The sequence below is a fragment of the Bradyrhizobium sp. GW821-FHT13H05 genome, from assembly GCF_058804065.1.
Genome location: NZ_JBXAPO010000011.1, coordinates 105,451 through 120,896, shown reverse-complemented (window position 1 = coordinate 120,896; position 15,446 = coordinate 105,451). Strand labels below are relative to the sequence as shown.

Sequence of the window (15,446 nt, the reverse complement as noted above, 5' to 3'; positions counted from 1 at the left end):
GCTTCGCAAGCTGATTGCGGGGTTGATATGGCGGACGGACTCTCCGTTTTCCTGGTCGAAGACGAGGCGTTGATCCGGATGATGATGGCTGACATGGTGGAAGAACTTGGCCACCATGTCGTCGCGGAAGCGGACAATGTCCGGGACGCCAGCGCCTTTGCGATGACGGCGCAATACGATTTCGCCATCCTCGACATCAATCTCATGGGCCTCTACGTCGATCCCGTCGCCGACCTGATCGAGCGTCGCGGCAAGCCATTCCTGTTCGCCACCGGCTACGGGCCGGAACTGCTGCCGTCCTTGCTCCGCCGCAGGCCGATCCTGCGCAAGCCGATTTCGATCGATCAGCTCAAGGCGATGATCGACACGATGTTTCCGGAAGCCACGACGAAGGCGCCGCACTGAGCCACGGCGAAGGCGCTGAGATCGGCAACGAAAATGGCCGCCCGAGGGGCGGCCATTTCACACAGGGTTTATCGCAATCTCAGATCAGGCCGGCGCTGAGATCGATGCCGCGCACCATCAGGCCAAACGAGGCGACCAGGCCTGCGCAGCAGAACAGCAAAATGGTCTTGAACGACGGATCGGCAAAACGCGTTTCGACGACGGCCGGCATTGCGGCGAGCGAAATCATGCTCATGTTCATTCCCCCCTTTGTGTTGATCCTGAATTGCATCAGGTGAGGGAACCCTAGAGCAGAAAGTTTGACACGAGCTTGCGAGGGATCGTTAACGGAATCGCAATCGGCTGCGCACCGGCGCGCGCCGTCATGAGATCGAAAGGCTCAGCTGCGGCCGTTCTTCAGCACCGTGGCGATGGTATGGGCCGTCATCGCGGCGCGATCCGAGGCGCGCTGCGCGGCCAGTCGGTCGCGCGCCTTTTCCTCGATCAAGAGCTCGATCAGGGCCTGCCGCTTGTCTTCGTCGTCCGCCTCGGAGAGCAGACGGTGATAGCGGTGATAGTCGAAACCTACATCCTGCTTACGCATGTCACGCCCCCGCAACTACGCCACACACTGGGCGGATTGTTTCCCATGTGAAACAAACGGGCAAGCACGATCCTGCGTGGAACCGCGTCTTCGGTGCAATCAGCTGTGCATAGTTAACGGACCGGACGGTGCCGCATCAGTTCGGGCGCTCAATCCGGATTGTGGTCGGCGAACATCTTCAGGCCGACGAAGCTCGCGTCGGGCTTGGTGACCAGCCGGGTCGGGATGTTGCGTAAGTAGTCCTGGAAGCGGCCCTTGGCTTCGAAGCGCGCGCGGAAGGCGGACGCCGCAAGGAACTCCGGAAAGCGCGGCGCGATGCCGCCGGCGATATAGACCCCGCCGCGGGCGCCGAAGGTCACCGCGAGATTGCCCGCGACAGAGCCGAGGATGGCGCAAAACATCTCCAGCGTGGCGCGGCTATGTGGGCAGCTGCCGTCCAGGGCCGCCTTGGTGATGGCGGCCGCATCGCGGTGCGGCACCTCTGCGCCATCGACCTCCGCCAGGGCCTCGTAGAGGCTTTGCAGGCCTGAGCCCGACAGCGCGCCGCGCTCGATGGAGACATGGCCGAAGCGCCGGCGCAGGGATGCGATCACGCGTTCCTCGCGCTCGTTCTCGGCCGGCAGGGTGGCGTGACCCGCCTCGGTGACGACGGCGAGCCGCGCACCGTGGCGCTCGACCAGGCAGGAGACGCCAAAACCGGTTCCGGGTCCGACCACCAGCAGCGGTTCGCCTGGAAGGCCGTCTTGTCCGCCGAGCGGAATGAGATCGGCGGGCTCCAGGGCGGGCAGGGACCAGGCCACCACCTCGAAATCGTTGAGCACGTGGACGCTGTCGAAGCCGAGCGCCGGCTGGAGCTCGTAGCCGTCGATGACCCAGGGGCTGTTGGTCATGACGCAGCGATTGTTGGTCACGGGACCTGCCACAGCCAGCACGGCTCGCTGCGGCGGCTTGCCGCCGGAGCGGCGCGCCAGCACGTCGGCAATGGCTTCCCGGACGGTCGGGAAGTCCGCAACCTTCACGTAGTCGATCGGTCCGCTCTGGTCGCTCTCGCTCACCGCGAAGCGCGCGTTGGTGCCGCCGATATCGGCGAGAAGAATCTGTCCTGTCTTGCCGATACTCATCTTGCCGATATTCATGGCCCCTGCGGCTGCCGTGGCCATGCCGGCCGACGGGAACCTTTGCCTCCACTCCTGATCCGATCCGCATTTTGCGGACGGCTTTGAGAATCCGCGCTTGGTCGCGCCTAGTCAACACGGACGAAGCCAAACCGTTGCATCCTGACGCCTCTTTGACCATCGGCGGGTATCGCCGCACGCGGTCGGTGGTTGCGAAGCAGCGCCGGAAGATCGACATTGGGGGAAGCGTTTCGGCGCTGATGGCGCCGGGTGGATGAAACAGGGACTGGCGATGAAGATTTCCGACCGCGACGTGCTGCTGGTGATCGACGTGCAGAACGACTTCTGCACTGGCGGGGCGCTTGCCGTTCCCGGCGGTGAGAAAGTCGTGCCAGCGATCAACCGCATCGCCCAAAAATTCGCCAATGTGGTGCTGACCCAGGACTGGCATCCGGCCGACCACGTCTCCTTCGCGCCGAACCACACGGGCAAGCAGCCGTTCCAGACCATCGAGCTGGACTACGGCACCCAGGTGCTTTGGCCAACGCATTGCGTGCAGGGCACGGCGGGCGCTGAATTCCACCGGGAGCTGGACGCCACCCGGGCGAGCCTGGTGGTGCGCAAGGGTTTTCGTCGCGGCATCGATTCCTATTCGGCGCTGTTCGAGAACGATCACAGGACGCCGACCGGCCTGCTCGGCTATCTGCGCGAGCGCGAGCTGAAGACCGTCTTCGTTGCGGGGCTCGCACTCGACTTCTGCGTCCGATTCTCGGCCGAGGATGCCCGCAAGGCGGGGTTCGAGGTCGTGGTGATCGAGGACGCCTGCCGCGGCATCGACCTGGAGGGGTCCGTGGCCGCGGCCCATCGGAGTTTTGGCGAGCTCGGCATTTCCGTGATCAGCTTCGAGGCATTCTGGTGAGAAGCGCGAGGTAGGCGTGGCGGAGCAGACAGGCAGACAGAAAGGCGGAGCGGATCACGCTGACGATCCGCTGCTGTGGCCGTTTGCGGCGGCGCGGCTCGCCATGGATGCCTGTTTCTGGTGGACGGAGCGCGGTTCGCCTGAGCCGGCCGGCAGCAGCCTGCCGTGGACGACGCCGAGTACGGTTGTGCTGGAGCTTGCGACCATGCGCCTGCGCGATTGCTCGCGGGCGCGGTCCGGCCAGCCGGTGCTGGTCTGTGCTCCTTACGCGTTGCATCGGGCCTTGATCGCCGACTTCGCGCCCGGGCACAGCGTGGTTCAGTCGCTGCAAAATGGCGGCGTGGACCGGGTCTATCTCACCGATTGGCGCTCAGCCACGCCTGACATGCGCTATCTTTCGATCGACAGCTATCTGTCCGATCTCAACGTCGCCATCGACGAGATCGGCGCGCCGGTCGATCTCGTCGGCCTGTGCCAGGGCGGCTGGCTGTCGCTGCTTTACGCGGCGCGCTTTCCGGCCAAGGTGCGGCGGTTGGTGCTGGTAGGCGCGCCGGTTGATCTGTCGATCGACTCGGCGATGTCGCGGCTCGCCCGCAACGCGCCCGGCATGGTCTACGACCAGCTCGTCGCGCGCGGCGGCGGCAATGTCAGCGGCAAGGAGATGCTGCGCGTCTGGTCGAAACCGCCGAGCCGCGAGGATATCGCTGCGGCGTTGCAGAGGGAGCTCTCGGATGGGGAGGGCGCGGCGCTGCTCGCGCGCTTCGGCCAATGGAACGTGGAGCCCCTCGATCTGCCCGGCACTTATTACCTGGAGATCGTCAACTGGATTTTCCGCGAGAACCGGATTGCCGGCGGCAATTTCGTCGCGCTCGGCCGCCGGATTGACCTGAAGGACGTCAAGGCGCCGATCTTCCTGCTGGCCGGGCTCGACGACGAGGTGGTGCCGGCGACGCAGGCGCTCGCCACCGCCGGACTGGTCGGCACGCCGCCAGCCTTCATTGCCGCGGCCTCCGAGCCGAGCAATCATCTCGGCCTGTTCATGGGCGCGCGGACCCACGCGCAGGCCTGGCCCCGCATCGCCGACTGGCTACGGGGCGACCTCTCCGGCGTCCTCGCCCGTAGCGCCTGAGCGATGCGTAAATCCGTTATGCATGACAGCGGATGGCCTGCACGGGGCGGGATCGATGGGTTACATATGGTCAGGAGCTGACGGCTGCGGCCGGCCGGGAAGAGATTAAGGGTACTGCGCTCGATGACGTTCCACTCGATCTACGCCCATGGATTTGCGCGCGTGGCTGCCTGCGTGACCACCTCCCATGTGGCGGACCCCACGGCCAATGCGAGGGCCGTGCTGACGGCGGCCAATGCCTGCCACGAGCAGTCGGTGGCGGTTGCCGTGTTTCCCGAGCTGTGCCTGTCCGGTTACGCGATCGAAGATCTGGTCAAGCAGGATCCGCTGCTCGATGCGGTCGAGCGCGGGCTCGCGGCCATCGTCGAGGCCTCCTCGGCGCTGATGACTGTCCTGATCGTGGGCGCGCCGCTGCGCTTCGGTCATCGCATCTACAATTGCGCTGTTGTCATTCATCGCGGCAACGTTCTTGGTGTGGTGCCGAAGAGCTACCTGCCGACCTACCGCGAATTCTACGAGGGACGGCATTTCGCCTCCGGCGCCGGCATCGCCGGCGAGACCATCGCCTTCGGCGGATTGCACACCCCGTTCGGCGTCGATCTGCTGTTCGCAGCCGAGGACGTTCCGGGACTGACCATCGGCGTCGAGATCTGCGAGGACATGTGGATCCCGGTGACGCCCGCCTCGGAGCTTGCGCTCGCCGGCGCCAGCGTGCTGATCAATCTCTCGGGCAGCCCGATCACGATTGGCCGGGCACGCTCACGCGCGCTGCTGTGCCAGTCGACCTCGGCGCGCTGTCTTGCGGCCTACGTCTATTCGGCGGCCGGGGCGGGGGAATCGACCACGGACCTGGCCTGGGACGGCCAGACCTCGATCTATGAGAACGGGGTGCTGCTGGCCGAGGGCGAGCGGTTCCGCCAGGGCGGCCAGATCACGACGGCCGACGTCGATCTCGACCTGCTCAGGCAGGAGCGCGCCCTGATGGGGACGTTCGACGACAACCGCCGTCAGCGCGAGGGCTTCTACCGAAGGATCACCTTTGCCCTGAAGCCGCCGGCCTCCGATATCGGGTTCCTGCGCAAGATCGAGCGCTTTCCGTTCGTGCCGAGCGACGAGAGCCTGCTCGAGCAGGATTGCTACGAGGCCTACAACATCCAGGTTGCCGGCCTCGTGCAGCGCATGCGCGCCACCGGCACCAAGCGTGTCGTGATCGGCGTCTCGGGTGGCTTGGACTCCACTCACGCCCTGATCGTGGCGGCCAAGGCCGTCGACCTGCTCGGTCTGCCGCGCGAAAACATCCTCACTTATACGATGCCGGGATTTGCCACCGGCAGCGAGAGCAAGACCAATGCGCTGGCGCTGATGAAGGCGTTGCAGACCACCGGTCAGGAACTCGACATCCGCACCACGGCAACGCAGATGCTGAAGGACATCGGCCATCCCTTCGGCAAGGGCGAGAAGGTCTACGACATCACCTTCGAGAACGTGCAGGCGGGTCTGCGTACCGACTATTTGTTCCGGCTTGCCAACCACAACGGCGGTATCGTCATCGGAACCGGCGATCTCTCCGAGCTGGCGCTCGGCTGGTGCACCTATGGCGTCGGCGACCAGATGGCGCATTACAACGTCAATGCCGGGGTGCCGAAGACACTGATCCAGCATCTGATCCGCTGGGTGATCGCCTCAAAACAGTTCAGCGACGATGTCAACCGCACGCTTGGCTTGATCCTGTCGGCCGAAATTTCGCCCGAGCTGGTTCCGGTCAAGCCCGGCGAGAAGCCGCAGAGTACGGAAGCTTCCGTCGGCCCCTACGAGCTGCAGGATTTCAACCTGTTCTACACGCTCCGCTTCGGCATGCGGCCGTCCAAGATCGCCTTCATGGCGCTGCAGGCGTGGAAGGACGTCGCCAAGGGCGAATGGCCGCCGGCATTCCCGAACGACAAGCGCAAGGCTTACGATCTGCCTGAGATCCGGCGCTGGCTGGAGGTTTTCCTGCGCCGCTTCTTCGCCTTCAGCCAGTTCAAGCGCTCGGCGATGCCGAACGGCCCGAAGGTCTCGGCCGGCGGCTCATTGTCGCCGCGCGGCGACTGGCGCGCGCCGTCGGATTCGAGTGCGGCGGCATGGCTCGAGGATCTCGAACGGAACGTGCCGAAGTGATCTGAAGATTGATCGGGCAAACACTGATCGGGTAGGGCGGCCCAAAACGACTTCGCGCCGCGCGGCTCAGAAAGCCGGCGGCGCGAAATTGCGTTCAATCTAGAAAGTTTCGAGGTCCGGAGTGCCTAGGAGTCCGGACCTCGTCACCTTGCCCCAGCCTTTGATCCCCCCGCCCCATGTGGTCCCCCAACCCCATAGTGCGCGATCAGAGGGTGATGCCCTTGGAAGGCCGCCGATCGATGTCCCGCGATGTACGCGAAGTATGATTAGGATTCCATTCCGGATCACTACGGACTCATCCGCGCTTGCTTCTGCACGCCGATGCATTCGTCTGCTTGCGCTGCGATCGCGTCTGCCTGAATTCGATGCACGCGAGCCGACGGGCACGATGTCCACATCTCGTCCGCGCCCCGGAACCTTCATTTCACCGGCCTGTCATTGAACTGGTCTAGCGCTGCTCCCGTCATCGTCGACGGTCAAAGGAGCAAGCCATGTCGAAGCCGGTGTTGGGCGCCGCACTATCCATCAAATCGATCCCCGCCCACCGCGACTGGCTTCTCGAACGGCAACGCGATCTCGAAATCCAGGACTTCTTCCGTGCCGATCTGCTCGACGGCGACTGGCGCAGTGCCGCCGGCGAGATCAAGCAGATGCTCTCGGGCCATACCGGCCGGGTCGGCATTCATGGCCCGTTCTGGGGCTTCAAGATCGACAGCCACGATCCCATGATCCGCCAGGCGGTGACCAAGCGCCTGCTCCAGGGCCTCGAGGCCGCGGAATTCCTCGGCGCGACGCAGATGGTGATGCATTCGCCGTTCACCACCTGGGACCACAACAATCTCGACCTCTATCCTGATAATCGCGCCAATATCGTCGAGCGCGTCAAGGCGACGCTGGCCGAGGTGATCGCGCGCGCCGAGACGATCGGCTGCGAGATCGTCATCGAGAATATCGAGGACAAGGACCCGCGCGACCGCGTGCGTCTCGCCAAGGCGCTCGAAAGCAACAAGGTCCGCGTCTCCCTCGACACCGGTCACGCCAACTACGCCCACATCTCCACCGGCGCGCCGCCGGTCGATTTTTACGTCGAGACCGCCGGCGACATGCTGACGCATGTGCACCTCCAGGATACCGACGGCTTTGCCGACCGGCACTGGGCGCCGGGCGAAGGCAACATTCCGTGGGTCGCCGTGTTCCGGGCACTGGGCCGGCTGACCTCCAATCCGCGGCTGATCCTCGAGCTGCGCAACCACGACGACGTCCGCAAGGGCGCTGCGCATCTCGCCGCGCTCGGTCTCGCTGAATAACCGACACCACACAGGGCAGGGGTCATCCTCATGAGCAAGCTCACGCGCCGTACCATCCTGAAGTCCGGCGGCGTTGTCGCCGGCACGCTGCTGCTGCCGCGCTTTGCGATCGGGCAGGCCGACAACCGTCCCTCGGTCACCATCGCGGTGCAGAAGGTGACGAATTCGAACGTGCTCGACGTGCTGCGCGAGCAGTCCAATGTCGGCGAGCGCGTGTTCTTCTCCTCGATCTGGGAAGGCCTGATCTCCAAGAACTGGCGCGGCAACTTGGAGGCCGTGCCGGGCCTTGCCACCGAGTGGCGCCGCATCGACGACCAGACCGTCGAGGTGAAGCTGCGCCAGGGCGTCAAGTTCCACAACGGCGACGAGCTGACGTCTGAAGACGTCGTCTTCACCTTCAGCCGCGAGCGCATGTTCGGCGAGACCGAGGCCAAGAGCCGCTCCACCATCCAGGCCTTCGAGAAGATCCCGATGCCGAAGCCCGGCAAGGAGCTGCCGCCCGACGTGCCCGCGGTCGCGCGCCGCATCTGGCCCGACCTCGTGCGCGTCGATGCCGTCGACAAGTACACGGTGCGCTTCTACAACGCGACGCCTGACGTCACCATCGAGGGCCGCCTGTCGCGCTACGGCTCCGACATCGCCAACCGCCGCGCCTGGGACGAATCCGCAAGCTATCTCGACTGGGCACGCAAGCCTGTTACGACCGGCCCGTACAAGGTCGTCGAGCTCAAGCCCGACGTGTCACTGACGCTGGAAGCCCATGACGAATATTGGGGCGGCCGTCCGCCGCTCAAGCGTATTCGTTTCCTCGAAGTGCCCGAGGTCGCGAGCCGCATCAACGGGCTGCTTTCGGGCGAGTACCAGTTCGCCTGCGACATTCCTCCGGACCAGATCGCGGGCATCGAGAAGAACACTGCGTTCGAAGTGCAGGGCGGCACCATCCTCAATCACCGCCTGACCGTGTTCGACAAGAACCACGCCCAGCTCGCCAATCCGCTGGTGCGCCGTGCCTTCACCCACGCGATCGACCGTCAGGCCATCGTCGACAGCCTGTGGGCCGGCCGCACCCGCGTGCCGAAGGGCCTGCAGTGGGAGTTCTACGGCGACATGTTCAACGCCGACTGGAGCGTGCCGGCCTTTGACCCGAAGCTCGCGCAGGATCTGCTGAAGCAGGCCAATTACAAGGGCGATCCGATTCCCTATCGCCTGCTCAACAACTACTACACCAACCAGGTCGCGACTGCGCAAGTGCTGGTCGAGATGTGGAAGTCGGTCGGCCTCAACGTCCAGATCGAGACCAAGGAGAACTGGTCACAGATCATGGAGCGCGCGCCCACCCGCGCCGTACGCGACTGGTCGAACTCCGCCGCGTTCAACGATCCGGTGTCGTCGCTGGTGGCCCAGCACGGCCCGAACGGTCAGCAGCAGCAGATCGGCGAGTGGACCAACGTCGAGCTCAACAAGCTCTCGGAGTTCCTGGAGACCTCGACCGACCGCGCGGCGCGCAAGAAGGCGTTCCATCGGATGCTGGAGATCGCCGAGCGCGAGGATCCCGCCTACACGGTGCTGCACCAGAATGCGACCTTCACGGCCAAGCCGAAGTCGATCAAGTGGAAGGCATCGCCCGCGTTCGCGATGGATTTCCGCGCCGGCAATTTCGAGGCTTGATCCGTGGTGCCGCTGGTCAGCATCGCAGGCCTCAGCGTCGCCTTTGGCGGCGTGCCGGTCCTGCGTGGCGTCGATCTCGCTCTGAGCAAGGGCGAGGCCCTCGGCCTCGTCGGCGAGTCCGGCTCCGGCAAATCAGTGACCTGGCTCGCCGCCCTCGGCCTGCTTCCGCGGCATGCGAAGGTCTCGGGCTCGGTACGGCTCGACGGACGTGACATCCTGGGCGCGCCCGCCGCCGAGCTCGACCAGGTCAGGGGCGGGCGGGTCGCCATGATCTTCCAGGATCCGGCGAGTGCACTCAATCCGGTGCTGACCATCCGCAAGCAGCTCTGCGAGGCGCTGGCGCTGCATCGCGATCTCCAGGGCGAGGCGGTGAAAGCCGAAGCGCGGCGGTTGCTGGATATCGTCGGCATTCCCGACGCGGCGCGGCGGCTGTCTGCCTATCCGCACGAATTCTCCGGCGGCCAGGTCCAGCGCATCATGATCGCAATGGCGCTCGCCGGAAATCCCGATCTCCTGATCGCGGACGAGCCGACCACGGCGCTCGACGCCACCATCCAGGCTCAAATTTTGGAGCTGCTCTCCTCCATCCGCCGCGAGATGGGCATGGCGATGGTCCTGATCAGCCACGATCTCGGCGTCGTCGCCGAAAACTGCGATCGCGTGGCCGTCATGTATGCCGGCCGCATCGTCGAAGAGGCGCCGGCGAACCAGATCTTTGCCGATCCCGTCCATCCCTATGCGCAGGGCCTGATCGGCGCGCTGCCGCCGCTCGACGGGCCGCGGCGGCGCTTGACTGCTATTCCCGGCACCGTGCCTGATCCCGCGCACATGCCTGGCGGCTGCGCCTTCGCGCCGCGTTGCGCGCTGGCAGCCGAGCCCTGCGGCCTCGCCGCGCCGAGCCTGGCGCCGATCGCAAATGACCGTGCGGTTGCCTGCATCCGTGCCGAGGCCTCGCGCCGCGCACTGCTCGGGATCGCCGCCGAATGAGCGCGCCGCTCGTCGAGGTGTCCTCGATCTCGCGCAGTTACAGCATGCGCTCCGGGATGTTCGGTCGCAGCACGGCCGTCCACGCGGTCGATGGCGTGTCGCTGACGATCCGCAAAGGCGAGACGCTCGGTCTCGTCGGCGAGTCCGGTTCGGGCAAATCGACCACGGGCCGCATCGTGCTCGGCCTCGAGCCGCCTGACAGCGGCGAGGTGCGCTTTGACGGCAAGCCGATGGCCGCACCCGGAACGGCCGCATGGCGTGCGCAGCGCGCGCGGATGCAGATGATCTTTCAGGATCCGCTTGGCGCACTGGACCGGCGATTGCCGGTCGCGACCCAGATCCACGAGCCCCTCGACATTCACAGGCTCGGCACGCCGGCCGAACGCGAGGAGCGGGTGCGCAAACTGTTGCGTGCCGTCGAGCTCACGCCGGCGCATGGCGCGCGCTATCCGGGCGCGCTCTCGGGCGGACAACGTCAGCGCATCGTGCTGGCACGCGCACTCGCCACAAAACCCGATTTCCTGGTCTGCGACGAGCCGGTCAGCGCGCTCGACGTCTCGATCCAGGCCCAGGTGGTGAACCTGCTGTGCGACCTCCAGGCGCAGCTTGGTCTCACGCTGCTCTTTATCAGCCACGATTTGCGCGTCGTCCGCCAGATCAGCAATGTCGTGGCCGTGATGTATCTCGGCCGCATCGTCGAGATCGGCAGTGCCGACGACCTCTTTGCGCGGCCGGAGCATCCGTATACGCAGGCACTGGTCTCGGCGTCGCCCGCGCCGGGCCGCCGCAGCGCCGGCCGCATCGTACTGGCAGGCGATCCGCCGAACCCGGCCGCACGTCCGACGGGCTGCGCCTTTCATCCGCGTTGCCCGCGCGCGATCGCGCGCTGCGCGAGCGAGGTGCCGACGCTCTCTACCGTCGGCGGCGACCGGCAGGTCGCTTGCCATCTCGCGACAGGGCCGCAGGCCGCGACGCGGGACGCGGCATGATGGGGCGCTATTTCGCCATCCGGATCGGACGCGCCGCACTGACGATCGTGCTCGTCGTCACCTTCGCCTTCGTCGTGCTGCGGCTGTCAGGCGATCCCGCGCTGATGATCCTGGGACCCGAGGCGCCGCCGGAGGTCATCGCCGCCTTCCGCAAGGCCTGGGGCCTCGATGATCCCATCTGGTTCCAGTATCTCGATTACTTCCACGCCATCGCCAAGGGCGAGCTCGGCCGCTCGATGCGCGACGGCAGGCCCGCGATCCAGCTCGTGCTGGAGCGGATTCCAGCCACGCTGGCGCTGACGCTGCCCGCCTTTTTCTTCAAGGTCGCGCTCGGCGTTCCCGCCGGCATCTACGCCGCACTGCATCGCGGCTCGGGAATCGACCGTGCCGTGATGATGACGGCGGTGGCCGGTTTCACCGTGCCGAGCTTCGTGCTCGCGCTTCTGCTGGTCCTTGTCTTCGCCGTGCAGCTCGGCTGGCTGCCGTCGGGCGGGCAGGACAGCTGGCGCCACGCCATCCTGCCGATTGCGACGCTGAGCCTCGGCGGCGCCGCCGTGCTGGCGCGCTTCACCCGCAGCGCCATGCTGGAGGTGCTGGGACAGCACTATATCCGCACCGCCTCCGCCAAGGGCGTGCCGTGGCGCAAGGTGGTGACCTCGCATGCGCTGCCAAACGCGGCGATCCCGACCGTCACGATCCTGGGCTTCATGGTGGGCACGCTGATCGCGGGGGCCGTCGTGGTCGAGAGCGTGTTTTCATGGCCAGGGGTAGGGCGGCTTCTTGTCGTTGCGGTTGCCAATCGCGACCTCGCCGTCGTGCAATGCATCCTGCTGCTGGTGGCGCTGACCATGGTCACGTCCAACCTGATCGTCGATTTCCTCTACGGCTTCCTCGATCCGCGGCTGCGCGCCAAGGGAGCGCATGCATGACCGACGCGACATTGAAAGACACGACTTTTCGCCGTCGCATCAGCCTTCCCGCAATCCCGGTCTCGGTGGCTCTCGCCGTCGCCTGGATCGTCGCCATGCTGGTGATCGCCGCTCTTGCCGAGAAGATCGCGCCCTATGGCTATACCCAGCTCGACCTGCGCAACCGCCTGTCCGCGCCCGGCAATGTCGCGCACTGGCTCGGCACCGACGAGCTCGGCCGCGACGTGCTGTCGCGGCTGCTCGTCTCGATCCGCATCTCGCTGCTGATCGCCTTCGGCGCCACGGCCATTTCCGCGATCGTCGGCACCACGCTCGGCTTCCTCGCCGCGCATTTTCGCGGGGTGGTCGAGCAATTCGTGCTGATGCTGTCCGACTTCCAGGCCAGCATGCCCTTCCTGATCATGGCGCTCGCCGTGCTCGCCTTCTTCGGCAATTCGTTGCCGCTGCTGATTGGTCTGATGGGATTTTTCGGCTGGGAGCGCTACGCCCGCATCGCCCGGGGCCTTGCCATCTCCGCCAACGCGCAAGGCTATGCCGCCGCAGTGCGCCAGTTGGGGGCGACGCCGTCGCGGATTTACCTCCGCCACATCCTGCCCAACATCGCCTCGACCCTGATCGTCTCGACCACGCTGGTGTTTCCCGAAGTCATCCTGATGGAATCAGGCCTGTCCTTCCTCGGCCTCGGCGTGCAGCCGCCGATGACCAGCCTCGGCAACATGGTCGGCTATGGCCGCGAATATTTGACCCGCGCCCCCTGGATCATGCTGGCGCCGGCGGCGACCATCGTCGTGACCACGCTGGCCGTCTCCGTGATCGGCGACTGGCTGCGCGACCGGCTCGATCCGACGCTACAATAGGTCTCTTGTCCCGGACGCGGTGCGGCGCGCAGTGCCACTCCGCAGAGCCGGGACCCATGCCTCCACGACTCCTGGGCCCCGGTTCTGCAGCGCACCGTTTCACGCTGCGCTGCGCCCGGGGAAAGGCGAGAGAGCCTGCGCCAGGGGCAGGGGAGCCCTGTCCGGTCCAAGTTCCCGTTGCGCCAGCCCACCCCGTGCGCTATCCGGCCGGAAAGGCCTGAGGCGGCTTCCATATTTTCCCGCCCGGCTGCCCAAACCGAGGACGGAAACCGCCATGCCAGCCTATCGCTCCCGCACCACCACCCACGGCCGCAACATGGCGGGCGCCCGCGGCCTCTGGCGCGCGACGGGCATGAAGGACGGCGATTTCGGCAAGCCGATCATCGCGGTCGTCAATTCCTTCACCCAGTTCGTGCCCGGCCACGTCCACCTCAAGGACCTTGGCCAGCTGGTCGCCCGCGAGATCGAGCAGGCCGGCGGCGTGGCGAAAGAGTTCAACACCATCGCGGTCGATGACGGCATCGCCATGGGCCATGACGGCATGCTCTACAGCCTGCCGTCGCGCGAGCTGATCGCCGACAGCGTCGAGTACATGGTCAACGCGCATTGCGCCGACGGCATGGTCTGCATCTCCAACTGCGACAAGATCACGCCCGGCATGCTGATGGCCGCGCTGCGGCTCAACATCCCCGCCGTGTTCGTCTCGGGCGGCCCGATGGAAGCCGGCAAGGTCAAGCTCCAGGGCAAGACCAAGGCCGTCGACCTGATCGACGCCATGGTCGCCGCGGCCGACTCCAAGGTCAGCGACGAGGACGTCAAGGTGATCGAGCGCTCGGCGTGCCCGACCTGCGGCTCCTGCTCGGGCATGTTCACGGCCAACTCCATGAATTGCCTGACCGAGGCGCTCGGCCTTGCGCTGCCCGGCAACGGCACCGTGGTCGCGACCCATGCCGACCGCAAGCGCCTGTTCGTCGAGGCCGGCCACACCATCGTCGATATCGTGCGCCGTTACTACGAGCAGGACGACGCTTCGGTGCTGCCGCGCAACATCGCGAATTTCACGGCGTTCGAGAACGCGATGACGCTCGACATCGCGATGGGCGGATCGACCAACACCGTGCTGCATTTGCTCGCCGCCGCCCATGAAGGCGAGGTCAAGTTCACCATGCAGGACATCGACCGCCTGTCGCGCCGCGTACCCGTGCTGTGCAAGGTCGCGCCGTCAGTCGCCGACGTGCATGTCGAGGACGTGCATCGCGCCGGCGGCATCATGGGCATTCTGGGCGAGCTTGATCGCGCCGGCCTGATCGATACGTCGGTCTCGACCGTGCACGCGCCGACCATGAACGACGCGCTGGAGCGCTGGGACATCAAGCGCTCCAAGAGCGAGTCGGTGCGTACCTTCTTCCGTGCCTCGCCCGGCGGCATCCCGACCCAGGTCGCCTTCAGCCAGGAGCGCCGCTACGACGAGCTCGATGCCGACCGCGAGAAGGGCGTCGTGCGCAATCTCGAGCACGCCTTCAGCAAGGACGGCGGTCTCGCCGTGCTGTACGGCAACCTCGCGCAGGACGGCTGCATCGTGAAGACCGCCGGCGTCGATGCCTCGATCCTGAAATTCTCCGGCCCCGCGCGCGTGTTCGAAAGCCAGGACGCGGCCGTCGAAGGCATTCTGGGCGGCAAGGTCGTGGCCGGCGAGGTCGTGGTCATCATCTATGAAGGCCCGCGCGGCGGCCCGGGCATGCAGGAAATGCTGTATCCGACCAGCTATCTGAAATCGATGGGCCTCGGCAAAGCCTGCGCGCTCGTCACCGACGGACGCTTCTCCGGCGGCTCGTCTGGCCTGTCGATCGGTCATCTGTCGCCGGAAGCCGCCGAAGGCGGCAACATTGGTCTGGTGCGCACCGGCGATATCATCGCCATCGACATCCCGAACCGCAGCATCACCTTGGAGGTCTCCGACGAGGAACTCGCCAAGCGCCGCGCCGCCGAAGAGGCGAAGGGCGATACCGCCTGGCAGGCGATCGGCCGTAAGCGCAACGTCTCGACCGCGCTGCAGGCTTACGCTGCGCTCACCACCAGCGCCGCGCGCGGCGCAGTGCGCGAGGTGAAGCGTCGCGCGAAGTAGGATCCTGTAGCCCGGATGGAGCCAATGGTCGGCGCAAAGCGCCGCCCGTTGGCGCAATCCGGGGCAGTAGTTTCGAGACCAGGCGAGAGCGCTCCCGGATTGCGCTGCGCTCCATCCGGGCTACGGCTTCAGGGCCGTGTGGCGCCTCCATGGTCAATGAATCCTTATCGATCGCGTGCTCTTCCGCGTTCGCATTAAGGATGCCTCGACGAAGTTCGGCACAGCAAGGTTTTACGGCGTATGATGCGTCGACCTTCGCAAATCCATTTCGGGCAA

Annotated in this window: 14 protein-coding genes; 11 read left to right on the top strand and 3 right to left on the bottom strand. The window is 65.9% G+C overall.

What is annotated here, in order from left to right; translation table 11 throughout:
* Window positions 1-27 precede the first annotated feature (27 nt).
* A complete protein-coding gene (locus AC1RR3_RS27910; protein WP_492826668.1) occupies window positions 28-405 on the top strand; it encodes a response regulator in 378 nt (125 codons plus the stop codon).
* Window positions 406-484: 79 nt separating this feature from the next.
* Here AC1RR3_RS27910 and AC1RR3_RS27905 read toward each other — a convergent pair whose 3' ends face one another.
* From AC1RR3_RS27905 to glk, 3 genes are all read right to left on the bottom strand, one after another.
* Complete coding sequence (locus AC1RR3_RS27905; protein ID WP_492826666.1) at window positions 485-640, bottom strand: hypothetical protein; 156 nt, start codon at window positions 638-640, stop codon at window positions 485-487.
* A gap of 144 nt (window positions 641-784) precedes the next feature.
* On the bottom strand, window positions 785-988 hold the full coding sequence (locus AC1RR3_RS27900) for a hypothetical protein (protein ID WP_492826665.1): 204 nt from the start codon (window positions 986-988) through the stop codon (window positions 785-787).
* Window positions 989-1,137: 149 nt separating this feature from the next.
* Window positions 1,138-2,109, bottom strand: a complete 972-nt coding sequence (glk, locus tag AC1RR3_RS27895; RefSeq protein WP_492826810.1) for a glucokinase — start codon at window positions 2,107-2,109, stop codon at window positions 1,138-1,140.
* A gap of 268 nt (window positions 2,110-2,377) precedes the next feature.
* Here glk and pncA point away from each other — a divergent pair, with 268 nt between their 5' ends.
* From pncA to ilvD, 10 genes are all read left to right on the top strand, one after another.
* The gene (gene pncA / locus AC1RR3_RS27890) at window positions 2,378-3,022 is read left to right on the top strand and encodes a bifunctional nicotinamidase/pyrazinamidase (protein WP_492826663.1); all 645 of its coding nucleotides are present in this window, start codon (window positions 2,378-2,380) and stop codon (window positions 3,020-3,022) included.
* 16 nt (window positions 3,023-3,038) lie between these two features.
* On the top strand, window positions 3,039-4,151 hold the full coding sequence (locus tag AC1RR3_RS27885) for an alpha/beta fold hydrolase (protein WP_492826661.1): 1,113 nt from the start codon (window positions 3,039-3,041) through the stop codon (window positions 4,149-4,151).
* A gap of 123 nt (window positions 4,152-4,274) precedes the next feature.
* Window positions 4,275-6,308: an NAD(+) synthase gene (locus AC1RR3_RS27880; RefSeq protein WP_492826659.1), complete on the top strand. Its 2,034-nt coding sequence runs from the start codon at window positions 4,275-4,277 to the stop codon at window positions 6,306-6,308.
* A 491-nt stretch (window positions 6,309-6,799) separates the two neighbouring features.
* Complete coding sequence (locus tag AC1RR3_RS27875) at window positions 6,800-7,615, top strand: sugar phosphate isomerase/epimerase family protein (RefSeq protein ID WP_492826657.1); 816 nt, start codon at window positions 6,800-6,802, stop codon at window positions 7,613-7,615.
* Between the two features lie 30 nt (window positions 7,616-7,645).
* Entirely contained in the window at window positions 7,646-9,283 is a 1,638-nt protein-coding gene (locus AC1RR3_RS27870; RefSeq protein WP_492826655.1) for an ABC transporter substrate-binding protein, read from the top strand.
* 3 nt (window positions 9,284-9,286) lie between these two features.
* Window positions 9,287-10,270 carry an ABC transporter ATP-binding protein gene (locus AC1RR3_RS27865; RefSeq protein ID WP_492826653.1) on the top strand — a complete coding sequence of 328 codons (984 nt, stop codon included), beginning with the start codon at window positions 9,287-9,289 and terminating at the stop codon, window positions 10,268-10,270.
* A complete protein-coding gene (locus AC1RR3_RS27860) occupies window positions 10,267-11,259 on the top strand; it encodes an ABC transporter ATP-binding protein (RefSeq protein WP_492826651.1) in 993 nt (330 codons plus the stop codon). The genes AC1RR3_RS27865 and AC1RR3_RS27860 overlap by 4 nt, the downstream gene beginning before the upstream one ends.
* Window positions 11,259-12,188: an ABC transporter permease gene (locus AC1RR3_RS27855; protein ID WP_492826808.1), complete on the top strand. Its 930-nt coding sequence runs from the start codon at window positions 11,259-11,261 to the stop codon at window positions 12,186-12,188. Before AC1RR3_RS27860 ends, AC1RR3_RS27855 begins: the two co-directional genes overlap by 1 nt.
* Window positions 12,185-13,045, top strand: coding sequence for an ABC transporter permease (locus tag AC1RR3_RS27850; RefSeq protein WP_492826649.1), 861 nt, complete (start codon window positions 12,185-12,187; stop codon window positions 13,043-13,045). The genes AC1RR3_RS27855 and AC1RR3_RS27850 overlap by 4 nt, the downstream gene beginning before the upstream one ends.
* A gap of 274 nt (window positions 13,046-13,319) precedes the next feature.
* Window positions 13,320-15,170, top strand: a complete 1,851-nt coding sequence (gene ilvD / locus AC1RR3_RS27845) for a dihydroxy-acid dehydratase (RefSeq protein ID WP_492826648.1) — start codon at window positions 13,320-13,322, stop codon at window positions 15,168-15,170.
* Window positions 15,171-15,446 lie beyond the last annotated feature (276 nt).